General features: G+C 50.9%; 18 protein-coding genes. 15 read left to right on the top strand and 3 right to left on the bottom strand.

Annotated elements, in window-relative coordinates; all coding sequences use genetic code 11:
- Positions 1 to 40: 40 nt before the first annotated feature.
- The 14 genes from AC1RJL_RS04930 to AC1RJL_RS04865 all read left to right on the top strand — a co-directional run bounded on the left by AC1RJL_RS04930 (position 41) and on the right by AC1RJL_RS04865 (position 19849).
- Positions 41 to 2068 (top strand): hypothetical protein, encoded by a 2028-nt coding sequence (locus AC1RJL_RS04930; RefSeq protein ID WP_492911626.1) that lies wholly within the window; start codon positions 41 to 43, stop codon positions 2066 to 2068.
- 141 nt (positions 2069 to 2209) lie between these two features.
- Positions 2210 to 3337 (top strand): ABC transporter ATP-binding protein, encoded by a 1128-nt coding sequence (locus tag AC1RJL_RS04925; protein ID WP_492911625.1) that lies wholly within the window; start codon positions 2210 to 2212, stop codon positions 3335 to 3337.
- Positions 3338 to 3622: 285 nt separating this feature from the next.
- Positions 3623 to 4570, top strand: coding sequence for an ABC transporter substrate-binding protein (locus AC1RJL_RS04920; protein WP_492911624.1), 948 nt, complete (start codon positions 3623 to 3625; stop codon positions 4568 to 4570).
- Positions 4571 to 6289: an ABC transporter permease gene (locus AC1RJL_RS04915; RefSeq protein WP_492911623.1), complete on the top strand. Its 1719-nt coding sequence runs from the start codon at positions 4571 to 4573 to the stop codon at positions 6287 to 6289.
- Positions 6290 to 6488: 199 nt separating this feature from the next.
- Positions 6489 to 6779: a NadS family protein gene (gene nadS / locus AC1RJL_RS04910; RefSeq protein ID WP_492911622.1), complete on the top strand. Its 291-nt coding sequence runs from the start codon at positions 6489 to 6491 to the stop codon at positions 6777 to 6779.
- 96 nt (positions 6780 to 6875) lie between these two features.
- Positions 6876 to 9854 (top strand): type I restriction endonuclease subunit R, encoded by a 2979-nt coding sequence (locus AC1RJL_RS04905; RefSeq protein WP_492911621.1) that lies wholly within the window; start codon positions 6876 to 6878, stop codon positions 9852 to 9854.
- A 73-nt stretch (positions 9855 to 9927) separates the two neighbouring features.
- Positions 9928 to 12027, top strand: a complete 2100-nt coding sequence (locus tag AC1RJL_RS04900) for a RecQ family ATP-dependent DNA helicase (RefSeq protein ID WP_492911620.1) — start codon at positions 9928 to 9930, stop codon at positions 12025 to 12027.
- On the top strand, positions 12024 to 13340 hold the full coding sequence (locus AC1RJL_RS04895) for a DNA-processing protein DprA (protein WP_492911619.1): 1317 nt from the start codon (positions 12024 to 12026) through the stop codon (positions 13338 to 13340). Before AC1RJL_RS04900 ends, AC1RJL_RS04895 begins: the two co-directional genes overlap by 4 nt.
- Before the next feature lie 92 nt (positions 13341 to 13432).
- Positions 13433 to 14731: a restriction endonuclease subunit S gene (locus tag AC1RJL_RS04890; RefSeq protein ID WP_492911618.1), complete on the top strand. Its 1299-nt coding sequence runs from the start codon at positions 13433 to 13435 to the stop codon at positions 14729 to 14731.
- Between the two features lie 3 nt (positions 14732 to 14734).
- Positions 14735 to 15595 (top strand): hypothetical protein, encoded by an 861-nt coding sequence (locus AC1RJL_RS04885; protein WP_492911617.1) that lies wholly within the window; start codon positions 14735 to 14737, stop codon positions 15593 to 15595.
- Positions 15592 to 16713 (top strand): AAA family ATPase, encoded by a 1122-nt coding sequence (locus AC1RJL_RS04880; RefSeq protein WP_492911616.1) that lies wholly within the window; start codon positions 15592 to 15594, stop codon positions 16711 to 16713. The genes AC1RJL_RS04885 and AC1RJL_RS04880 overlap by 4 nt, the downstream gene beginning before the upstream one ends.
- A complete protein-coding gene (locus AC1RJL_RS04875) occupies positions 16710 to 18344 on the top strand; it encodes a type I restriction-modification system subunit M (protein WP_492911615.1) in 1635 nt (544 codons plus the stop codon). Before AC1RJL_RS04880 ends, AC1RJL_RS04875 begins: the two co-directional genes overlap by 4 nt.
- Positions 18345 to 18426: 82 nt before the next feature.
- Positions 18427 to 19032: an H-type lectin domain-containing protein gene (locus AC1RJL_RS04870; protein WP_492911614.1), complete on the top strand. Its 606-nt coding sequence runs from the start codon at positions 18427 to 18429 to the stop codon at positions 19030 to 19032.
- 166 nt (positions 19033 to 19198) lie between these two features.
- A complete protein-coding gene (locus AC1RJL_RS04865; RefSeq protein ID WP_492911613.1) occupies positions 19199 to 19849 on the top strand; it encodes a hypothetical protein in 651 nt (216 codons plus the stop codon).
- Positions 19850 to 20227: 378 nt separating this feature from the next.
- Here AC1RJL_RS04865 and AC1RJL_RS04860 read toward each other — a convergent pair whose 3' ends face one another.
- The gene (locus AC1RJL_RS04860; protein WP_492911612.1) at positions 20228 to 21004 is read right to left on the bottom strand and encodes a hypothetical protein; all 777 of its coding nucleotides are present in this window, start codon (positions 21002 to 21004) and stop codon (positions 20228 to 20230) included.
- Complete coding sequence (locus AC1RJL_RS04855) at positions 20983 to 22092, bottom strand: MarR family winged helix-turn-helix transcriptional regulator (protein ID WP_492911611.1); 1110 nt, start codon at positions 22090 to 22092, stop codon at positions 20983 to 20985. The genes AC1RJL_RS04860 and AC1RJL_RS04855 overlap by 22 nt, the downstream gene beginning before the upstream one ends.
- A 177-nt stretch (positions 22093 to 22269) precedes the next feature.
- Between AC1RJL_RS04855 and AC1RJL_RS04850 the strand changes: the two genes are divergently transcribed.
- Positions 22270 to 23220 (top strand): helix-turn-helix domain-containing protein, encoded by a 951-nt coding sequence (locus tag AC1RJL_RS04850; RefSeq protein WP_492911610.1) that lies wholly within the window; start codon positions 22270 to 22272, stop codon positions 23218 to 23220.
- Positions 23221 to 23480: 260 nt separating this feature from the next.
- On the opposite strand, the gene fic is transcribed toward AC1RJL_RS04850, so the two are convergent.
- Positions 23481 to 24596: a protein adenylyltransferase Fic gene (fic, locus tag AC1RJL_RS04845; RefSeq protein ID WP_492911609.1), complete on the bottom strand. Its 1116-nt coding sequence runs from the start codon at positions 24594 to 24596 to the stop codon at positions 23481 to 23483.
- Positions 24597 to 24629 lie beyond the last annotated feature (33 nt).

The raw sequence follows: 24629 nt of genomic DNA, 5'->3' as shown, positions 1-24629 counted from the left end.
CCGGAATGTTCCCGCGACATGATCAACAGGAGCATTGAACATGCTTAACCGATTTTCCCTCACACTCTTAACCACCGGCCTCGGCCTTTTGGCTTCTCAGAACTTTGCCCTCAGCAATAACGATTTCGCCAGCCTTAACAGCCGGGCCAGCGGCAACCAGCACTACACTACCTCCGCCGGCAAAGGGTTTATGCCCGCCTGGATGCTGTTGACCGGCAACGGCGGCATTATCGAAACCAACGGCGTTCCGGCAGCTACAGATCAAAGTGCGTTTCGCTTCCACACCCTCAACGCCAACTTCGGCGATAACAAACTCGACCAGTGCATTCCGCTGGATGCGAGCAAAGACCTGGGCATCAGCTTCCAGGTGCGCACCAATGTCAACCCGGTGTCCAATGACTTGCGCCTGCGCCTCAACCCGCACTTCTATGCCGATATGGCCACCTGTGAAAAAGATATGCAGACGGATATCACCACCAATCGCCTCGGCAGCGGCCCATTGCACAATGCCGACCGCGATATCCGCCTGGGTTCGGTCAGCGGCATAGCGGCCAACCAGTGGAAAACCATCACCGCCGCAACCCACGGCACCACCGGCCCCCTGACCCAAAGTGCCGGCGATATTCCGGCGGGCACAACGGCCATGCGCTTTTCCCTGCGCATTCGCGATGACTCTGCATCCGCATCCCGTTATATCTGGGTGGACGACATCAAAGTCACCCAAACCGGCAGCAGCACCAACCTGATCCGCAACGGCAACTTCAACCATATCGATGCCAATCACCTGGGTTACTTGCTGGGCTCCAGTGGCTGGCGGGTTGACCGGGACGGCGACACCAGCCTGCGCGCCGGTGCCGGTGCCTTACCCTTTGCCAAGAGCGGCAGCAATGGGTTTTATTTCCAGCAGCTGACCGGCAACTTCGGCAGCAGCAGCCTGGACCAGTGCGTGCCTGTTAACGGCACCATCGACCTGCGCCCGTCAGTGTCGGTGATGAGCCACAGCCCGCACGATCACCTGGGTATCCGCCTCAATGTGGATTTTTACACCAGCAGCAATTGCAGCAGCGGCGTCAACAACGGCTTGCAGTTGCGCGAGGATTTTGCCCTCAACAACCTGCCCGGCGAATGGCTCTACCTGGTCACTACTGAAGCCCGCAGCGCGGCCGCATTAACCGGTATCCAATCCGCGCGCCTGAGTGTTCGCGCCCGCGACCGCAGCAACAGCGCCAATACCGGTCCCGACGGTTTCCAGCGCACCCTGTATGTGGATTCCCTCAACCTGGACTCAGCCCTCTCCTGCGCGGCGCCCGCCGAAATCGGTATGTATGAAGTGAAAGCCTACCTCAACCCGGTGGTGGTGCTGAACGGCAGCCAGAAACTGATCAGCAGTGTGCGCAATGAATTCGACACAGGCTCGTCGGTGAAGAAATTCATGGTGCACTTCCTGGATACCGACAACCTGGACCTGTTCGACAGCGGCTGGAGCATCCGCACCCGCAAACGCGAAGACCAGGGCACCTATCGCCTACAATACAAAAAACGCTACCCGGTGGGCGCCGGTACTTTGGGCAGCACCCTGCAAACCGCTTACGGCCAGGGCATCAACGCCTGTCACGGCAATGAAGTAGAGGTTGATTGGGGCTACAGCAACCGCACCATCAGCTTCCAGCGCAACGATGACCTGACCCTGGGCGGCTACAGCGGCCTGAACCTGCCCAACCTCACCGACACCAAAACCATCGCCACCACCAATGCCATTCCGCTGCTGGTCAATTGGTCTGCACCCGGCTGGGGCCTGGACCAAATTGACAACGCGCGCCTCTACGGCAATGTGTATTTCGAGCGCTACACCGGCGACTTTGATGGCCTGGAATTAACCATCGAAATCTGGCACATCCTCAATGCAACCGGCACCGCTTATGAATATCTGGTCGAAGCCTCCTTCAAAACCGCCAATGCGCTCACCGCCACCCAAAAACGGGCGGCATTGTTGCAATTGTTGAACAACAAAGGCTGGCTGCTGACGGATTCCGCACTCAAGACCGAAACCATTATGGAGCGTTACTAAGCGCTGACACCTTGTCGGGTGCCATTCGCCCGACAAGGCTGACTCGACATGGAAGTGTCATCAAAACGTCACCATAGTGTCACTATCATCCGGGGCTGACGCGGGACATTCCGTCCAGCCCCGATTTTCGACAAAAACCAGATGCTTTCTACCGACATTCCCACATTACCGCTGGCAATCCGCCACCTCGGCAAAGCCTTCGGCGACCATATCGCCCTCGACAACCTCAACCTGACGCTGGAACCCGGCCAGGTGCTGGCCCTGCTCGGCCCGTCCGGCTGCGGCAAAACCACCTTGCTGCGCTGCATTGCCGGGTTGCTGGCAGCCGACAGCGGTGAAATCGACATTCGCGGCAAGCGGGTAACAGGCGACAAACTCAACCTGCCGCCGGAACAGCGCGGCCTGGGTATGGTGTTCCAGGACTACGCCCTCTGGCCCCATATGACCGTGGCTGAAAACCTCGCCTTCCCCCTGCAAATGAAAAAAATGCCACGCGCTGAACAGCAGGAGCGCATCCGCTGGGCACTGGAACTGGTGGGCCTTTCCCACCTGGCGGAACGCAGCCCCGGCACCCTGTCCGGCGGCCAGCAACAGCGCATCGCCCTGGCGCGCGCCATAGTCGCGCAACCGGCGTTACTGTTGATGGATGAACCCCTCTCCAACCTGGATAAAAACCTGCGCGCCCAACTGGCGCTGGAGATTCGCACCCTGATCGACAACCTTGGCCTGACCGCCGTCTTCGTCACCCACGACCAGCAGGAAGCCTTTGCCCTGGCCGATAAAGTAGCGGTGATGCACCAGGGCCGTATCGCGCAATTGGCATCGCCGGAGGAATTGTTTCATCACCCCGCCACACCGGATATTGCGGAATTCCTTGATGCGGGGAGTTTGATCCACAGTGAGCTAACACCTACCGGCGTAAGGCTCGGCAATTGGCAATTCCCGCTAGCAAAACCCTCGGCAACCACTGGATTTATCCGCCTGTTAATTCCCCACCGCGCCCTGGTAATCCACCCCGATGGCCCACTGCACGGGCGAGTACGCAGTCGCCTTTACCAGGGGAATTACTACCAGGCCGAAATCCAGCTCGATCAGGGCGATACCGTGAAATTGCATTTACCGAACTGCCCACCGGCCAACAATCACATCTCGCTCGCCCTCGCCTGCAACTCGCTCCACGCTTGGGATAGCCATGGGCAGCCAGTGCAATTAACACTGCTCCAAACAATTGGAGCTGGAAAAGTTTTGGCTGAAGAAGAGTTAGCCTGATAGGACAGACTTCGTAGCCCGTTTGTCATTAGGTACTGTGTTTCGAAAACGCATGACAAATTGGCAGGATTGCCAATTTGCACAGCGAAGCTGCCCGAAGGGTGAGCCACAGGGATGTGGTGAATGTATCTTCCCTGTAGCTCCCTCAAGTCGTCCCTGACTTGAGGGTTTCGAAACACAGTACCTAACGCCAAACTCACATTGTGCCAACATCAAACTCGTTAAAGCCTTTTAGTTTGACGACCATTTTTTTATTAATGACCAAATCCCGAAGAGGACACACAAATGCGTTACCTGTTTATTCTTATATTGCTAGTCAGCAGCACAGCCGCCGCACAATCACTGACAGTTTACTCCGCCGGTCCCAACGACCTGATCCAGACCCTCGCCGCCAGTTTTGAAAAAAACACCGGCACCAAAGTGCAGGTCTTCCAAGGCACCACCGGCCAGATCATGGCGCGCTTGGAAGCCGAGCGCAGCAACCCGGTGGCCGACGTAGTGATCTCCGCCTCCAGGGATTCCGCCGTCGCCCTGAAACGCGCCGGTGACTTGCTGGCCTACAGCCCCAAGGGTGCCGAGCAGGTACCGGACTCCCTCAAGGACAGCCACTACATCGCCCAAGGCGTAGCCGCCCTAGCGCTGGTATGGAACAACAAAAGCAACACACCCAAACCCGCCGACTGGCAGGACCTGACCCAGCCGGTCTATCGCCGCCAATTGTTGATGCCCGACCCGGCGCAAAGCGGCGCCGCCTTTGAATGGCTCGGCGGCATGTTGGCCAGCAAGGGCGAGCAAGCCACCTGGGACCTGCTGGGCCAATTGCGCCGCAACGGCATGGTCGTCTCCGGCCCCAATGCGCGCGCCCTCAACCCGGTATTGCAAGGCGCCAAGGCGGCGGCCATAGGTGCGGTGGACTATATCGCCTACGGCCAGCAGGCCAGGGGCGAAACCATCGACATCATCTTTCCCGCCAGCGGTACGGTCATCGCCCCGCGGCCCATGATGATCCTCAGCTACAGCCGCCAGCCTGAGCGGGCCAAGGCATTCCTCGATTACCTGCTGTCCGTTGAAGGCCAGCAGGCCGTCGCGGAAGTATTCCTGATACCCGCACGGCAGGATGTACCCGGTCGCCGCCCCGGCTTGCAGGAACTGAAGCTCATCGCGATAGACAGCGAAACCCTGGAGACGCGCCGGGGTGAAATCCTCAGCCAATTCCGCCGGGTGACCCGCTAGATGCGCGCCGCTACTCTTGCTCCCGCCAGCCCGCACCGCTTCTCCGCCATACACCGCCTGACGGCACGGCTGCCGCTCTGGCTTGCACTGGTCAGCCTGTTATTGCTGGTCGGCCTGCCGCTGGTGTTTGTGCTCCTGCAAGTGATCTTCCCCGAACTGACCCGCGGCAGCCTGGCCAACGCCTTCAGCCCGCTGCTGCAAAACCTCGCCGACCCGGAGCTGCTGGAACTGACCGGCAACAGCGTAAAACTGGGTGTGACGGTGGTGATCGCCTCAGCACTGATCGCCGTGCCCCTCGGCGTGCTGCGCGCCCTCACGCGCTTGCCGGGTGCCGCCTGGTGGGACCTGTTGTTGCTGGTGCCCTTTATGATCCCACCCTATATCGCCGCCCTGGCTTGGGTAATGACCCTGCAAACCAACGGCTTCAGCCAGCAGTTGCTGGGCTTCGCGGGTGACGACCTGGTGTTTTCCTTCAGCGGCATCGTACTGGTGATGGCCTTCAATATTTTCCCGGTCATCTACTTTGCCGTATCGCGCACGTTGAGTGCCGTGGGTGGGCGTTATGCCGCCGTGGCGCAAGTCTGCGGCGCCACGCCCTGGACCGCCTTCTGGCGCATCACCCTGCCCCTCTCCCTGCCCGGCCTGGCCGCAGGCCTGCTACTCGCCTTTGCCCTCAGCATCGAAGAATTCGGCACCCCCGCCACCCTGGGCGCCGCCATCGGCTTTGAAGTGCTGGTCACGGGAATTCACCGGCGCTTCTCCGACTGGCCGCTGGATATGCCCGGCGCCGCCGTACTCAGCCTGATCCTGGTACTGCTGGCACTGCTCGCCTTCTGGCTGCAACACTGGCTGATCAACCGCCGCAGCTACGTCAGCCAGACCGGCAAACCCGTGCCCTTCGACAAAGCCGAACTCGGCCCCTGGCGCTGGCCGGTGCTGGCACTGTTCGCATTCATGTGTTTTTTAGCTGTAGGCGTGCCCCTGCTGGCGGTACTGGCCACCGCCAGCACCGACACCCTCTCCGGCGGCTTGCAGTGGAGCAACCTCTCCACCCGCCACTTCACCGCCCTCTTTGCCAACCAGGACGGCGCCCTGGCCGCACTGGTCACCAGCCTCAGCCTCGCCACCGGCACCGCCCTGCTCACCGGCGTTTTGGGCGCACTGGTCGCCTATCTGGTAGTGCGCTCCAGTTTCAAAGGCAAAAGCTGGCTGGACTTCCTTTCGCTGCTGCCCAACACCCTGCCCGCCATCGTTGTTGCCGTAGGCCTGATCCTCGCCTGGAACCAACCCTTCTGGCCGGTAAACGTATACAACACCAGCCTGATGCTCCTGCTCGCCTACAGCTGCCTGCTGCTCCCCTACCCGGTGCGCTACACCAGCGCCAGCCTGCGCCAACTGGGCGAAAACCTCGAAGCCGCCGCCCGCGTCTCCGGCGCCGGATTTACCCGCAGCTTTATCCACATCCTCCTACCGCTACTCGCCCCCAGCCTGCTCGTCGCCATGCTCATGGTCTTCGCCATCGCCTCCCGCGAACTGGTCGCCTCACTGATGGTGACACCGGCGGGGATGCAAACGGTATCCACTTTTGTGTTCGGTCAGTTTGAACAGGGGTCACCGGGAGTGGGTATGGCAATGAGTTTGATGGCGATTTTGACTACCACGGTGATGTTGGTGGGGTTGACGGCATTTAGTCGGAAAAGGTTGCCTAACCTCGGGTAGATACCCGGCTAACTCTGCATACTACAAGCCCCTATGAGCAATGACTTATGGGGGCTTTTCTTTCTACGCCAATCAGAAATGAAATCGGCAAAATCGGTTGTGCTTTGTGCATAGGGTCATCAGGCTGGACGATCTACGTCATTGGCGTATAATCCGGCACATTTACCAATCTCAAACCCCTTGTTGAGAGGTGGTGACCATGAAAAAAGAAATATCTAATGAACGCCTGGAAAGCATCCAAGAGATGGACAAGATTGTTAAAGGCGACAAAAATGCCTCACGCAATGTTGATTTTCCCCATCCTGAAGTAAAAGCAATTCGCGATCGTCTAGGGATTTCCCAGGAAAAGTTTGCGGTCATTTTGGGTGTCAGCAAGCGTACACTGGAAAATTGGGAGCAAGGTCGTCGACATCCAACAGGGGCCGCACGTTCATTGCTGCGGATTGTGGAAGCTGATCCAGAACATGCGCTGCGGGCGTTGCAGACTTAATAAAAATCCGAATGCAAAACCTGGATGATCAATTTTTCAATCAAAATTTATGGTGTGGTCATAAAGCCACTTTTCTGTATTCACTGAGCGTTGCCAATGACCGAACAAAAAATCGAACAGGCTCTGATAGAAAAACTGGCCGATCTCAAATATAGCCCGCGCCCCGATATCCGTGATAGGGCTGCACTGGAAAAGAACTTCCGTGAAAAGTTCGGGGCGCTCAACCGTGTCCACCTGACCGACAGCGAGTTCACCCGCCTGCTGGAACAGATCGTCACCCCGGACGTGTTCGCTGCTGCCCGCACCCTGCGCGAGCGCAACAGCTTCGAGCGCGACGATGGCACGCCACTGTTCTACACCCTGGTCAACCTCAAGGACTGGTGCAAAAACGATTTCGAGGTGGTCAACCAGCTTCGCATCAATACCGACAACAGCCACCACCGTTACGATGTGCTGCTGCTCATCAACGGCGTGCCGGTGGTACAGATCGAGCTGAAAACATTGGCCCTCAGCCCTCGCCGCGCCATGCAGCAGATCGTTGATTACAAGAACGACCCCGGCAACGGCTACGGCAAAACCCTGCTGTGCTTTTTGCAACTCTTCATTGTCAGCAACCGCAGCGATACCTGGTACTTTGCCAACAATAATACCCGCCACTTCAGTTTCAACGCCGACGAGCGCTTTCTGCCGCTCTACCAGTTCGCAGGGGAAGACAACAAGAAAATCACCCATCTGGACGATTTTGCCGAGGCCTTCCTCGCCAAATGCACCCTGGGTCAGATGATCAGCCGTTACATGGTGCTGGTGTCCAGCGAGCAAAAGCTGATGATGATGCGCCCGTACCAGATTTATGCGGTCAAGGCCATCGTCGAGTGCATCCAGCAGCACTGTGGCAATGGCTACATCTGGCACACCACCGGCAGCGGCAAGACGCTCACTTCCTTCAAGGCGTCCACCCTGCTCAAGGACAATCCAGTCATCGAAAAATGCCTGTTCGTGGTGGATCGCAAAGACCTCGATCGCCAGACGCGGGAAGAATTCAACCGCTTCCAGGAAGGCTGCGTCGAAGAGAACACCAACACCGAAACCCTGGTGCAGCGCCTGCTCTCCGACGACTACGCTGACAAGGTAATCGTCACCACCATCCAGAAGCTCGGCCTCGCACTCGATGGCACGCACAAGAAAAACTACAAAGAGCGTCTGGAGCCGCTACGCAACAAGCGCATCGTCTTTATCTTCGACGAATGCCACCGCTCGCAATTCGGCGAGAACCACAAGGCCATCAAGGAGTTCTTCCCCAACGCCCAGTTGTTCGGCTTTACCGGCACGCCCATCTTCGAGCAGAACGCCAGCTATCAGCAGATTGAAGGTCAGCAGGCCAGCTACAAAACCACGCAAGACATCTTCCAGCGGCAACTGCATGCCTACACCATCACCCACGCCATCGAAGACCGCAATGTCCTGCGCTTTCACATCGACTACTACAAACCGGAGGGCAAGAACCCGCCAAAACCGGGCGAAGCCTTGGCCAAAAAGGCTGTGATCGAAGCGATTCTCTCCAAACACGACCAAGCCACCGCCGGGCGCAAGTTCAACGCCCTGCTGGCCACTGCCTCTATCAATGAAGCCATTGAATATCACGCACTGTTCAAGGAAATACAGACGGAAAAACAAGCGGCAGACGAGAACCTCCACCCTCTGAACATTGCCTGCGTGTTCTCGCCACCCGCCGAAGGCAACAAGGACGTGCAGCAGATTCAGGAAGACCTGCCACAGGAAAAATCCGACAACGAACAGGAGCCGGACAAGAAGAAAGAAGCGCTCAAGGCCATCATTGCCGACTACAACATCCGCTTTGGCACCAACCACAGCATCAATGAATTCGACCTCTACTATCAGGACGTGCAAAAGCGCATTAAAGATCAACAATACCCTAATGCCGACCTGCCCCACGCGCAGAAGATCGACATCGTGATCGTGGTGGACATGCTTCTTACCGGCTTCGATTCCAAATTCCTCAACACCCTGTACGTGGACAAGAACCTCAAATACCACGGCCTGATTCAGGCGTTTTCACGCACCAACCGCGTGCTCAACGATACCAAGCCCTACGGCAATATCCTCGACTTCCGCCAGCAGGAAGCTGCCGTCAATGACGCCATTGCCCTGTTTTCCGGCGAATCCGGCAAACCACCAAAGGAAATCTGGCTGGTCGATCCCGCGCCCAAGGTCATCGACAAGTTGCAAACCGCCGTACAGAAACTGGACGACTTCATGCAATCACAGGGGCTGGAAAACAAACCGCAAGACGTGCCCAACCTCAAGGGCGACGCCGCACGCGGCCAGTTCATCAATCTCTTCAAGGAAGTGCAACGCCTCAAGACCCAGCTCGACCAATACACCGACCTGAGCGACGAAAATGCTGAGCAAATCGCGCAAATCATCCCGCCAGAGCAGTTGCAGGGCTTCAAGGGTGTGTATCTGGAAACTGCCCAGCGCCTCAAAGGGCAGCAAAACAAGGGGGGCAATGCAGCAGATTCAGAGGAACAGGCACTGGTCGATCAACTGGATTTTGAATTCGTGTTGTTTGCTTCTGCCGTAATCGACTACGACTACATCATGGCGCTGATCGCCAAATACTCACAGCAGCCCGCAGGCAAGCAGAAGATGAATCGTGAGCAGTTGATTGGTCTCATCCAGTCCGATGCCAAATTCATCGACGAGCGCGACGATATTGCCGAATACATCAACAGCCTGAAAGCTGGCGAAGCGCTGGATGAAAAAACCATCCGCCAGGGCTATGAGCAATTCAAGGCCAACAAGAACGCTAGCGCGCTGGCCGCTATTGCCGACAAGCACGAGCTGGAAGCCACTGCTCTGCAAACCTTTGTGGATAGCATTCTGCGCAGGATGATCTTCGACGGCGAACAGCTCAGCGAATTATTCACAGCCCAAGAACTCGGTTGGAAAGCCCGCACCCAAAAAGAACTGGCACTGATGGACGACCTGATTCCTTTGCTGCACAAGCGCGCCCAGGGGCGAGAGATTTCGGGGTTGGGTGTGTATGAGCAATAAAGCAGATGCAAAGCAACCAAGCTGAAACCAAAATTGATTAGAAACAGGTTTAATGCCCATATAAGGAGTGATCATGAATCGAGCACAAGCCCAGCACCTGCTGCAAACCGCACTGGCTAACCCAGTTGCTCAATTCCGTGACGGTCAGTGGGAAGCCATTGACGCCCTGGTCAATCAGCGGCAGAAACTACTGGTGGTACAGCGCACTGGTTGGGGTAAAAGCTCGGTTTATTTTATCAGCACTAAAATATTCCGTGACCGGGGAATGGGGCCAACAATTATTGTTTCTCCCTTGCTGGCGTTAATGCGTAACCAGATTGATTCCGCCCGACGCCTGGGTATTGTGGCGGAAACAATGAACTCCACCAATACCGCCGACTGGCAAGCAGTCACCCAACGAATTCTGACTAACCAGATCGACTGCCTGTTGATTTCACCGGAGCGCCTAGCCAACGATGAATTTATTGCAACCGTCTTGCAGCCCATCGCTGATCGCATTGCACTGATGGTAATTGATGAGGCGCACTGCATTTCCGATTGGGGGCACGATTTTCGCCCGGATTACCGACGCATTGTGAATATCCTCCGTCAATTACCGCCAAATACGCCGGTGTTAGGTACAACAGCGACAGCCAATAACCGCGTGGTTGACGATATTCAAACCCAGTTGGGTAATATCCAGATTCAACGTGGTCCACTGATTCGTGAAAGCCTGGCACTGCAAAGCATGGTGCTACCTGATCAGGCCTCCCGCCTGGCTTGGCTGGTACAAGTGATTCCAGCGTTACCGGGCACGGGCATTGTCTACACCTTGACGGTGCGCGATGCCGAACAGGTGGCCAATTGGCTAAGCCGCAATGGCATTGATGCCAAGGCTTATCACGGCAGCATTGAGGCCGAAGGGTTTGAAAACAGCAATGCCTATCGCCAGCATCTGGAAGATTTGCTGTTAAACAACCGGCTCAAGGTATTGGTTGCCACCACCGCCCTAGGCATGGGCTACGACAAGCCGGATCTGAGTTTTGTCATTCACTATCAGGCACCAGGCTCGATTGTGGCCTATTACCAGCAGGTGGGCCGTGCCGGGCGTGGCATCGACCATGCGGTCGGTGTGCTGATGTCCGGGGTGGAAGATCGGGACATCCATGAATTTTTCAGGGAATCAGCTTTTCCTTCCGAAACGCAGGTTAACGAGATTTTGCAGGTACTGGAGCAGAGCGATGGCTTGTCGATTCGTTCCATTGAAGAACAAACCAACCTTCGTCACGGCCAGATCGAAAAAGTACTGAAGCTATTGAGTGTGGAAAACCCTGCACCGGTAATTAAAGAGGGCAGCCGCTGGTACAGAACCCCCGTTCATTACCAGATGGATCATGCCCGAATTGCTCACCTTACGCAGCAGCGCGAACAGGAATGGGCTGAAGTACAAGCCTATCTGGCAGATAGTAACTGCAAGATGACCTTTTTGCGCCGCGCTTTGGATGATAATGACCCAACGCTTTGCAGCAAATGTGCCTCTTGCCTTGGTCAGCCTGTAGTGGATTTGCCGATCAATCCCACACTTGCCCATCAGGCCGCCACCTTTCTCAAACATGCAGAAATGGTGATAGTGCCGAAAGCACAAGTGGCTGCCAATGCCTTTATTGAATACGGCTTTCGGGGCAATCTGCCACAACATCTGCGAGCACAGGAGGGTCGTGTGCTGTCACGCTGGAACGATGCGGGTTGGGGCAAAACAGTGGCAGACCATAAACATGCAAGCCGCTTTGGAAATGAATTGGTGGCAGCCATGGCAGAGATGATCCGGCAACGCTGGCAACCAGGCCCCACCCCCGCCTGGGTTTGTTGTGTACCATCACGTAATCACCCTGAGCTGGTACCGGACTTTGCCCGCCGGCTGGCGGCACAACTGGGCTTGCCCTTTGTTAATGCGGTCAGCAAGGTGAAGGACAATCAGCCCCAAAAAGGTCAGCAAAACCGTTTTCATCAGTGTCGTAATCTGGATGGCGCTTTTGCCATTCAACAGCCAGTACCCGATGGACCAGTATTGTTGCTGGATGACATAGTGGATTCCGGCTGGACGCTGACCGTCATTGCCGCCCTATTACAACAAGCGGGCAGCGGTCCTGTTTACCCAGCCGCGCTGGCTTCTTCTTCGGTGAAAGATTCATGAATGTATCGGGTACCTTATCAGAAAACGCACAGGCCACACTGCTGCTGACCAGCTATTTCAGCAAGGCAGGCAGTGTAGACGTCCGGCCGCTCACCAATATTGAATGGGGGCGTTTTGCCGTCTGGCTGAAAGAAAAATCTATCACCCCTGCGGATTTGCTGGTATCGGAACCGGGGGCCTTGCTCAGTGGCTGGCATGATGCGCGTGTTGGTACAGATCGCATTTTACAATTGCTGAGTCGAGGGCACAGCCTAGCACTGGCGGTGGAAAAGTGGCAGCGGGCTGGCTTGTGGGTGGTCACCCGCTCCGACCCGGAGTATCCGAAACGGCTGAAATACCGTCTGAAAACCGATTCACCACCAGTTTTGTTCGGTTGTGGTGATAAAGCGCTGCTCAATGCTGGTGGTCTGGCGGTGATTGGCTCGCGCAAAGCAAGCGAAACGGATCTGGCCTTTACCGAACAGGTGGGCGCTAAAGCCGCCTCGGAATGCATCGCTATCGTATCGGGCGGTGCCCGTGGCGTGGATGAAGCTGCCATGCAAGGGGCAATGAACAGTGGTGGAACAGTCATCGGGGTAATGGCCGACAGCCTGTTGCGTGCAGCGACCAGTGCCAAATGGCGCAAGGGGCTAATGAATGGTCATGTTGTATTGGTTTCGCCCTTTTATCCAGAAGCCGGATTCAGCGCGGGCAATGCCATGGCCCGAAATAAATACATCTACTGCCTGGCAGATAGCGCACTGGTGATTCATTCCGGCAAAAAAAGTGGCACCCTCAGCGGTGCAGAAGAAAACCTGAAAAAAGCCTGGGTTCCTTTATGGGTCAAACCAACCGATGATAGCGATGCCGCCAATGCCAATCTGGTTGCCAAAGGTGGGGGCTGGTGTGAGGCGGATATTCAAACCCTGGATATCTCCCGCTTATTGGCCTCTGACAGCTACATAACCTATCCTGCAAAAAAAGAGCAGCAGGATTTGTTTTCTGTCGGTGAATCTGTCAAGCCAGAACCTCAACCGGGGCTGTTTGATGCTGTAAATAAGCCTTCTCAACAGGAAACACTGAGCAGCAGAAAAAATGCCACAGAAGTGCCGATAAGTGATGTACCTCAGAAAGTGGTACCTCTCGATTTTTATCAGGTATTCCTAAGCACACTTCCGCAACTAGCTGAATCCCCCTCTACGCTGGAGCAATTGCTGGACAGCACCGGTTTGCACAAATCACAACTAAATGACTGGTTGAAACGTGCCACAAACGATGGCGCGATGAAAAAACTCAGCCGTCCGGTACGCTATCTGGCAATAAATAAAAAGTAAGGCTGCAATGATGTGGTATGACCTCAGGATAGTTACAAAATACTTATATAAAAAACGCCCCCAGGGAAGAAAGATTCCAGGGTTGGGTGTGTATGAACAATAAGACAGAAGCAAAGATCATGAAGCAAGCGGCCAAGCGTGAACTCAAACCCCGCCTATGCTTTCCTGAATTTCGAGATGCGGGGGAGTGGGAGGAAAAAACTTTAGGACAAGTAGCCAAGTATGAAAATGGGAAAGCACACGAACAAGATATTGCTGAGTCAGGCGAATTTGTAGTTGTAAATTCAAAATTTATCTCCACCGAAGGCGAAGTCAAAAAATATACAAACACTGCCCTTTGTATTGCCAAAAAGAACGATATTTTGATGGTGCTAAGTGATGTTCCCAATGGAAGGGCTATAGCTAAATGCTTTTATGTCGATTCTGACAATTTATATACAGTGAATCAACGAATCTGCAAACTTACCCCGTATAAAGCTGTAAGCATTATGTTGTTTTATGTGTTAAACAAAAATTCATATTTTTTAGCATTTGATGATGGTGTAAAGCAAACAAATCTTAAGAAAGATGATGTTTTAGATTGCCCAATACTCTTACCCAAAGATATTAAAGAACAACAAAAAATCGCCGACTGCCTGTCTTCCATCGACGACCTGATCACAGCAGAAAGCCAAAAGCTCAACGCCCTCAAGACCCATAAAAAAGGGCTGATGCAACAGCTTTTCCCCCGCGAAGGCGAAACCCTGCCCAAGCTGCGCTTCAAAGAATTTTCTGATGAATGGACGCCCCATAAAATTGGTGATTTCATAGAATCATATAAAGGTGGGGCTGCGCTAACACCATCAGATTTTGTGTCTTGCTCGGACTACGAAGTCATACCTAAAAAAGCTATTGGTGAAGGCTCATGGCTAAAAATTGATACAGATAAATCAACATACTGTAAGGAAGAGTTTTATAGAAACAATCTTCAATCTGTAGTCGACAGCAACTACTTGATAACAACTCTAAGAGATTTGGTTCCGTCTGGTCCAAGTATTGGACATATAGTCAAATATGTAGGAAATAAAAATTATATATTGGCACAAGGGGTTTATGGTCTTAAACCGAAGGAGACAATTATTTCTGATTTTTTAATACACTTTTCTAATACGGAAAAATATCGAAAAATGATGCAATCCGTTATGGTCGGAAGCACACAAGTACATATAAGAAATAGTACCTTTTTAAGTTTGCCTATTAGTGTTCCGTTATTAGAAGAGCAAAAAAAAATCTCTGATTGTCTATCTTCCATCGATGACTTGATTGCCACGCAAGGCCAAAAACTTGACACCTTCAAGACCCATAAAAAAGGGCTAATGCAACAACTTTTCCCTGATATGGCCAAGGATTAAGTCATGGTTCCAGTCATTTTGCCAATTCACTTTGGAAACCCTCAAGGAAAGCATGAGATAAGCTCGGACTCATTGCTTGTGCTTATAGAGTCATACAAGGAGATTTCCGAATTTTTTGGAGTAAGTATTGGTATACAGGTTGGTGTTCCTGAGGAAGGTGGCTGGAAAACAAATTTATTTCTTGTAGTTAGTCTTCTGGGGGCGAATCCGTTTATTGCTTTGCTAACGGGTAAAACTGCCGACGAATGGGCAAAAGAAGGGCATATTCATATTGTTCGAAAAATAAATGAATTTATTACTACAGAAGCCAATTCTACATCTGATGAAATTCCAAGAGATTGCATAAAAAGAAAAAACAAAATTTATCAGCAATTTCAGTCCGATGAATGCATTGATTCATTTAGTCTGGGGAATTTACCCCCAATACCAAAAAATACTTTCCATCTATATATTAAAGAGTTGCCGGATGAGGAGTATATATATCTTGGAGAGACAGATATTACGGTTTCCAGCCCCGACTGGAAAGGCAAGCGATCTTGGCGCGGCAAGATAGATATTGTTGAAGAAAAAGAAAGTGCTTTTTCTTTTGACAAAGATTTGACAGGTAAATTTTGGGAAAAAGTAAAGCTGGATGCACTTCCTTTGCACACAACAGATGTTATGAAAGTTCAGTTAGTCCAACGCCCAATCAATAAAGTCAAGTATCTGGTTATTCGCGTACTAAGTTATAACAACGAGGTGATTGATTCGCCAGTTAGTGAAAAAGATATAAATAAAATGTGTAGCGCTGCTACTACATCTATGGACACAAAAGAAACGATACAGATGGAACTTTTCTCACCTATTGGCGAGGTGAACAGATGAGTAACATTATCTTCACCAGTCTGGACAACTTGGCCGTACACCTGCGCGGTGAAGTGGAAAACAAGAAATACATTCTGCTCTATGCCTACAACGGCACAGGCAAGACACGCCTGTCGATGACGTTCAAGAATATCGGCAAGCAAGGTGATATAGGAGACACTCTTTATTTCAATGCTTTTACTGAAGACCTGTTCACTTGGGACAACGATCTGCAAGGTGATAATGAGCGGGCCTTAAAGCTTAACCATGCGTCCCGTTTTTTTGCAGGGCTTGACGAACTGGAAATGGAAAGCCGTATTCGTCCCTTTCTGCATCGTTATGCCGATTTTGATTTCGCCATCGACTACGATAAGTGGACGGTCAGCTTTTCGCGTGAGGTTATAGCTGGCGAAACGACAGAAACCATTGAAAACATCAAGGTTTCACGCGGGGAAGAAAATCTCTTTATCTGGTGTTTCTTCCTTGCCATCGTTCAGTTGGTTATTGATGGTGCGGAAGCTTATCAATGGGTCAAGCATATCTATATAGACGACCCTATTTCCTCATTGGATGACAATAACGTCATTGCAGTCGCCAGTGATCTGGCCAGTTTGTTGAAAAACGGCAAGGATCGTATCAGTGCTGTGGTTTCTTCGCACCATGCCCTGTTTTTTAATGTCATGCACAATGAGCTGGAAGCAGGCAAATCCAAAAAGACGGCCTCCTATTTCCTGTCGCAACCGAAGGGGGCGGCGAATTACACGCTGCGCTATACAAACGCCACACCGTTCTTTCACCATGTGGCGATGCTGACCGAGCTGTATCAGGCAGAAAAATCCGGGCAGCTTTACACCTATCATTTCAACATGCTGCGCAGTGTCCTTGAAAAATCAGCCAGCTTTCATGGCTTCAAGAATTTCTCCGCTTGCATCAAACAGGATGACGATGACCCAGATGGTGTTTTACATGCACGGCTGATCAATATACTCAGCCACGGCAATTATTCATTGTATGAACCCCAGGAAATGCTGGAAGAGAACAAGGCTTACTTCAAACAAATCCTCGATGATTTCCTGAACCGTTACCCATTCAACCCGGAATTATTTCCGCAGGAAGCTGAGGCAAAAGAGGCTCCATGACCGAAAACGATCAAAAACAACTGGGCAACACCCTTTGGGGTATTGCAGACCAACTACGTGGCGCGATGAATGCCGACGACTTCCGCGATTACATGCTGTCTTTTCTATTCCTGCGCTACCTGTCGGACAATTACGAAACCGCAGCCAAGAAAGAGCTTGGGAAGGACTATCCGAAGACTACCTATGGCGCAGCCACCACACCTCTGCAACTCTGGTACGAGAGTAATTTGGAGGACGTGCCTGAATTTGAAAAGCAAATGCGCCGCAAAATGCACTATGTGATCGAGCCGCAATACCTGTGGGGCAATATCGCAGAAATGGCGCGCACTCAGGACGATGAACTGCTGCACACCCTGGAAGCGGGCTTCAAGTACATTGAGAACGAATCCTTCGCCAGTACCTTTGGCGGGTTGTTCTCGGAAATCAACCTGAACTCGGAAAAACTCGGCAAGCGCTATGCCGAGCGCAATGCCAAGCTTTGTAATATTGTTAAGGCCATTGCCGACGGACTGGCCACCTTTTCCACCGACAGCGATACGCTGGGCGACGCCTATGAATACTTGATTGGCCAGTTTGCCGCCGGTTCCGGCAAGAAGGCTGGGGAGTTCTACACGCCCCAGCAGATTTCCAGCATCCTCTCCGGTATTGTCACGCTGGACAGCCAAGAACCTGCCACTGGTCAGCGCTCACATCTGGATAGCGTGCTGGATTTTGCCTGCGGTTCCGGCTCACTGCTGCTGAACGTGCGCCACCACCTGGGGCCGCATGGCATCGGCAAAATCTACGGCCAGGAAAAGAACATCACCACCTACAACCTGGCACGCATGAATATGTTGCTGCACGGAGTGAAAGATTCCGAATTCGAGATTTTCCACGGCGACACGCTGACCAATGATTGGGAGTTGTTGCGTGAAACCAACCCAGCGAAAATGCCCCGCTTCGATGCCATAGTGGCCAACCCACCGTTCAGCTACCGCTGGGAGCCAAGCGAGGCACTAGGCGAAGATGTACGTTTCAAGAACCACGGCCTAGCCCCCAAATCCGCCGCTGATTTCGCCTTTTTATTGCACGGCTTTCACTTCTTGAAACAGGATGGCGTGATGGCGATCATCCTGCCCCACGGCGTGCTGTTCCGTGGTGGTGCGGAAGCGCGCATTCGCACTAAGCTACTCAAAGATGGGCATATCGATACCGTGATCGGCCTGCCAGCCAATCTGTTCTTTTCTACGGGTATTCCAGTGTGCATTTTAGTGCTGAAAAAGTGCAAGAAGCCGGATGATGTGCTGTTTATCAATGCAACGGAGTATTTTGAAAAAGGTAAACGCCAAAATCGTTTGCTTAGCACGAAAGAAATGCCGAACGGAAAAGTCGGACACATTGAAAAAATTATCGAGACTTACCAATTCCGCAAAGAAGAAGATCGTTATTCGCGGCGCGTTTCCATGGAAGAAATTGAGAAAAACGATTTCAATCTGAATATTTCGCGTTATATCAGCACCACCGTTGCAGAAAAAGAAATTGATTTGAGTTCGGTTAATGCTGACTTGGTGGATATCGAGAAAAAAATTCAGGATGCAACCAAAAGACACAACAAATTCCTCAAGGAGCTTGGCTTGCCACCTTTGCCCTGATTTTGAGTTCACTAAAATAAAGCAATGTACATAGCCTCAATTGTAGAAGCATAGAATTATGGTGGATCAGGAAATAAAACGAATGAAACTTGATGAATCAGATTATGAAAATATCTATTTGAGAGTTAAAGAGAGGCTTTGGCGACAGATTTTCGCAGCCATGGCTATCGTAGTAGCTATTCTTGGCATTACTAGCTACGGAGTTTTTGTTAATAAGATTGAAAAAATTACCGAGGCAGCGATAAAACAGTATGTGGAATCAAAGGAATTTAATGCGGCTGTTGTGGAGTCAACTCAATCTCTACTAAAAGAGCTTGACAAGAAAGCGAGTGAAATTAGCGCCAAGCTTCAACTACAAGAGATACGAGCCGCACAATTGGCTGGAGTACCCCTGGTAGTTGAGGATAACAGCCTGTTTATAACCAGCATTTCCGGAGACTCATTCTTCATACAAACAGGCCATGTATTTCCGGGAGAGCAGATTGTATTTAAACGCCCCTTCAAGGAAACACCGGCAGTTCTATTAACTCTGGATATGGATTCACCTGATGAAGTCATTAGAAGGATTGCAATAAAGACTGGAGATATCAATCCTATACCAATCGCGACCCCAGAAGGATTTGAGATTCAAAGAGGCAGGGCTCCAATACAACAGCTTAAATTTCGCTGGATAGCAATTGGACAATGATTCGCACTTCTATAAAAATTTTATTTTTCAATAACTAAATGCATAACAAATCATTTCATCCAATATCCTCAGCGCGACAAAATTCAAACGTTAACCTTGATCTGTCTTGGCTATCAACATATAAATAAAAATCCAAAAATACTGTTAAGAGTTAAGAACACCAAACATGAGCATCTATAAGAAAGATCAAAAATGTGAAATTTTGTCTCGGCTTGGTTCTTACAGAACAATTGCCATTTCAAAGCTTGAGACTGATGCATTGAATTCTCTTTTAGAAAGCAGAGATTTAGCCATAAAAGAAACAAGAGAAATAGCTGAACGAGAAGGAAATGATTCCTGGAATGTATTCTTTAGTTCAGTAGCCATTGACGAAGCTAATGAAGCAATAGATTTACTCAACGAACTATTGATTTTGGCTAGCCAAAAATCAATAGAACAACATTTAACTAGACTAGCAAAAACGGCTTTCGATCTCCCCAACACAAAAGATCTTTATGTTTTTAAAAAATTAAAATCACACTTCAAAGATAATGGTATCAACATAGAAATAGCGATACATTTCAAATCAATAAACGAGATCAGATTAGTAGCAAACTCAATAAAGCATGGAGCTGTAGTTTCACCCGAATTGGCAACCATATCTGGATGGACACAAGGAAAGCATCTAAGCAACATGCATGAGTTTTACCAACGAGTAAAACCACACATTCCACTATTTATTGAACATATTACCGCTATGGTTGAAGAGAAATGTGGATGCTGCAAAGCCCTATCCTCAAAACTTAAAACAGCACTAGATGTGCAAGAAACGAAGTAGTCTTTCCTTCATTCATCCAGATGTGAGCTAAAAAATCTCCCCCTGCGGTAATACCCGGATATCACTTATCGATAGTCGGCAGGTAATGAGCGCCGATTCCGCTAGGAAGCTGCGCAGGAAAATCTCTTTAGAAAATATCTGAAAGGAAAATAAGGTTAAAGACTAATTCACCTTTAACCTCAATCCTGAACTCAGACTGTAGCATCCGCCAATGTGCAATCAATTTTTCCTTATACTGCACATCCATCGGAAAATTCTTTAATGCTTCCAGCCACAGGCTGCGCGCTGTTCCCAGTAATTTATGATGTGGGAACTAGAGACTCGATAAAAAATCGGCCAATAATCTACGCATCCTCGGAATATGTAAAAAACACCCCGTTAAACTTTCAGCAGATAAATTGCGCGCAAATTTTCCAACACATTGTCAAGGCTATCCGGGATACCGAAATCCTTCAGATTTAACCCCTCCTCACCAACCATGGCAGTCAGAAACTGCGTCATGTCCTGTTTAATGGATTCGGCCATAGCAACCCTTTGATCAGGTGCAAGCAAGACCGACAAACGAAATACATCATTGCGATGCTTTTTAATGGTTTTGCTGTCCACTTGCTCGCCCTGCTGTTTGCGATGAGTGAGATCAAGCCATGCCCTGGCCTTGAAAGGCAGAATAAACGTTACACCTAATACCGGAATATCGTCGATCACGACCTTACCACCCTGAATGCACCGGTAGTAATCATCGTCCAGCAAAATAGCTGACAAACTCGATACGTCTTCATCGGCCAGTATGGGAGTTAAATGGGCATCAGCTGAAACATTCAGGTGATCCGGCACTCTGGAGAACAGCTCCAGCATAAAGGGATAGCCTGCGTTTGTTGGCTTTTCAAACCGGTAATACTGTTTTTCACCGGTACTTTTCTGCCGACTCTGATAACCACCGGTTTTTACAAACGCCCAGAAATGCGCGATAAAAGTGGTATCGAGTGCTTCTGCGCAGAGGACAATATCCAAATCTTTGGTAGCCCTGAAAGCCACACCCGCTTCTTCCATGGCCAAATAGCAGGCCACCCCACCAATTAGAATGTAGCTATCCGGAAAATCCCTGAAATGATCTCTGAATATATCGAGGCCCTTTACCATGGCAATTGACTCCATACCTGTTCCAGCAATGACTCCCGCGCTATTTCAATACGTTCGTCTGTATTTTTCTCAAGGCTCAGCCACAGCGACAGCGGATCAACACACGGTTTATCCAAGGCAATAATATCGGGACTATAAATCCACAACTCCAATTCGGTCACATCGCGGTCATTGCGAAAATGGTTGTGCTCATCCAAGGCGCCGCTTTTCAAAACATGAACACCCGTACGCTTTATAAAAGCAGGCCAGTCACCCGCATTCATTGCCCACTGGCTGATTCCGTTATCGGCCAATGCAGTGTAATGAGCCAGGGCTGCCTCCCCGGATATTTGCCCCCCCAAGGTGGTCCTCCATTGTTCCCGATCTCGCCCGATTACCCACATCCGCTTTTTCACAGGGCTCTGAAGCCTCGGCTGGGCAAGCTCCCACAATGCACGGCCACTGGATGAAAAATGCAGGTGCTTCTCGCGCCCCACTCTCTCCACTCCAGCCAACTGTCGATCTGCCAGCTCCTTAATCGCTCGGGTGATGGTCATCGGGCTGTAACCCAACAGTTGGGCCAGTTCCTTGGCGGGCAAGCCGGAGCAATCGTGCCGCAGGATTTCCCGTAACACTATCGCCTGCGCGGCAGCGCTCAAATAAGTCTTTTCTTCCTGCCTACCGGGTTTGAAATATTCCCGCAAATCCACACCTAACGCAGGCAGGTAGAGCTGATTGCCAGGCACCAGGAAGGGTACCTGCTGCTCAATCAACCGCTTGCGGTTATAGGAGCTGACGACTTCAACCAGGTAGATCACATCACCATTGAAGTGCTTGCTTACTGCCTGCCAATGCTTGCGTACCACGGCAGGGGTTTCCCCTTCCTGGGTGCGACTGAGCATCAGCAAGCAGAGACGGCCAAACAGCTCGGCTTGGTAAAAGGTGTAAGGGTTTTGCAGGAAAAAAGGCAACTGGTTGGCTTCAGGCCAAGGTTTGCCCCAGGTTCCACCAACAACGTGACTGCCCAGTATGTCTTGCAGGTAGTTCCTGGACTCGGTGAGTGTGGTTTCCGCAACCATGGTAAAGGTGCCCCAGTTAATATCTTTAAATTTTAACACTAACATATACAAAGATATTGTGCAATTTTTATGTTATTTAAGAGTCACATAAACCATGCTTTATAGGGGTTTTTCTTTTATCACTGCTTAAAATAGCCAAATCGTATGCGTGGGGGTTCCATTTCCTATAAAATTAAGTAAACCTAAAAATAACTTTACTTAACAATCAATAGAGAGTGAAAAATGGGATCGGCAAATTTAATAAACCTGGTACTTCAACAAACCAACTATTCCCAAAAAGAGCTGGCAGCAAAGCTAAAAGTTTCAGCAGCTCAGGTAAGCAAATGGAAGGCAGGTGAATATATTTCACATGAAATGGAAAAAAAGCTCAAAGTTATGGCGGCAATTGGAGACAGGGATCCTGACGTGGTTTACTGGGCAGGAGGCATAGATCAAGCGGATAAGTGGATGCGGCTATTTGTGCATCTTGCAGAAACTGCTGTTGAAAACGCTGAATGCTCATATGTCTGCGCTCCATTACAAGACGAAATTGAATTTCTTTTGTGGAATGTTTTTAACACTCTGATCGAAGCTGGTGTGACAATTCCTAAAGAGTTTCCTCAGGAAATCGATTTTAATTACGATGCAGACTATGAAGAAAATGAGGCAGCATTTGAAACACTTTACGAAGCTAATACTTATTCAAGTTTGATTTATAAAACGCTAAAAGCTTTTGTAAAGCAATATGATTTTTATGCAGCCTATATTTACAATATTTTGTGGGAAGATGCTCTTGATTTACATGATACGGAAGCTTGTAACATAGAACCCTGCTTGTTCAGTTTAGCATTGGCAAAAGTTGGTGATGATTACCCTATTCTTTCTAATTTCAAAGAATTTAGATATAACGTCTTTAAAGATTACAAGAAATGGCTGGAAATCGTTAAAGATACAGCAATAAAAAATAAAATCCCCCTTAAGGCAGAATTGATGCATCTGGTTTCTGAAGATCCAGAGTATTTAACTCACGAAGCAGAGGCAGAAGCTCTAGGATTTAATTCAAATCGTATTCATCCCGATATATACATGAATGAGATATTAGAAAGCCTAAGACTGATTCATCACGTGTTACCGGCAATCTGCAAAAAACTTGGTATTACCGAGGAAGAATTAAAACTTGATGAATTTAAGTAGCCGTTACGAAGTTCAAGCGGTAATTGATAAAAAACTTTAATTAATGAATATGCGCCGCGTCGATTACGAACGGTGGCCAGCATTCTGACACGGGGAAGGCTTGTGGCTAACTGATTTTGCTGAATTTTTCCAATATTCTTTCTTAAGCCCTGATCCAACCGGGTTGTTGCTAAGGTAACAAGATAAACGAGCCTATAAAGAATTAATCACTGTGAACGACAGTATTGGTCGGTGTGATTTATGGGGCTTCCTGTGTCCGTTTAATTGTTCATATAGGACAAAAAATCGTTGTTGTCACTGCCCAGCAGTTGCAACAGTTTGGGATGCAGAAACAACTTATCGCGACCGGCTTTTTGTTCGCGCAGTACACCAATCGCGTGCAGCTCTTTCAGGTAAACCGAAGCGGTTTGCCGTTTGGCGATGCCCTCCTCTACCAGATTGGCAATGCGGCAGTAGGGCTGGGTAAAAATCAGTTCCACCAGTTCGCGGCTGTAGATTGCAGGTAGACGCTCACGCACATGGTCAGCGGTGTGTTCCTGCAACTGGCGGATGGCCATGATCTTGTTGCGCGTCCAATGGGCGGTACTGCGTACGGCTTCCAGCATATAGAGTACCCAGGGCTCCCAAGCGCCGTGTTCGGTGACATCTCGCAGCAGCCGGTAGTAATCCGCCTTGTGCTGGATGATGTAGCGGCTGAGATACAGCACCGGAATACTGAGCAGTTGCTGTTGCAGCAGATAGAGCAGATTGATAACGCGCCCAGTGCGGCCGTTGCCATCAGTAAAGGGGTGAATGGCCTCAAACTGGTAATGAGCCACCGCCATGCGGATCAGCGGGTCCAAGTGTTCAGCACCGTGCAGAAACTGCTCCCAGTTGGCCAGTTTATCGCGCAGCAGGGCTTCGCCTTCCGGCGGGGTATAGATGGTTTCCCCTGTGGCCGGGTTGCCGAGGGTAGTACCGGGTACTCGGCGGATATCCATGGTCACGCCCTTAATGGTGGAGCAGATAGCCACAGCCGTGTTGGTGGACAAGGGCCGCTCGGCCAGGGATTGATAGCCCTGCCACAAGGCCGTGCGATAGCGCAGTGCCTCTTTGGTGGCCGGGTCGGCGCGCAGCTCGTCAGCCTGGGCGTACTCGAAAAGCTTGTCGGTGGTGGTAACGATGTTTTCGATTTCCGAGCTGCCCTTGGCTTCCAGCAAGGGGATGGTGTTGATCAGCATGGCTTGGTTAGGAATCAGTTCACCAGCCTGCTTGAGTTCGGCCAAGGCACTGCGAGCCTCAATGCAAGCCTTGAGGCAGGCACGAGTCTCCAGTTCCATCGAAGGCGGCAAGGGTGGCAGGTCGTTGTAGGGCCTGTTGGGGTAAAACTCTGGCATAGGCAGTTTGGCACCCCTATCCTAATTATCGTC

Source organism: Cellvibrio sp. GW822-FHT04B05 (genome assembly GCF_058800985.1).
Note: the sequence above shows the minus strand (reverse complement) of the source record. Positions and strands in the feature narration are given on the sequence as shown.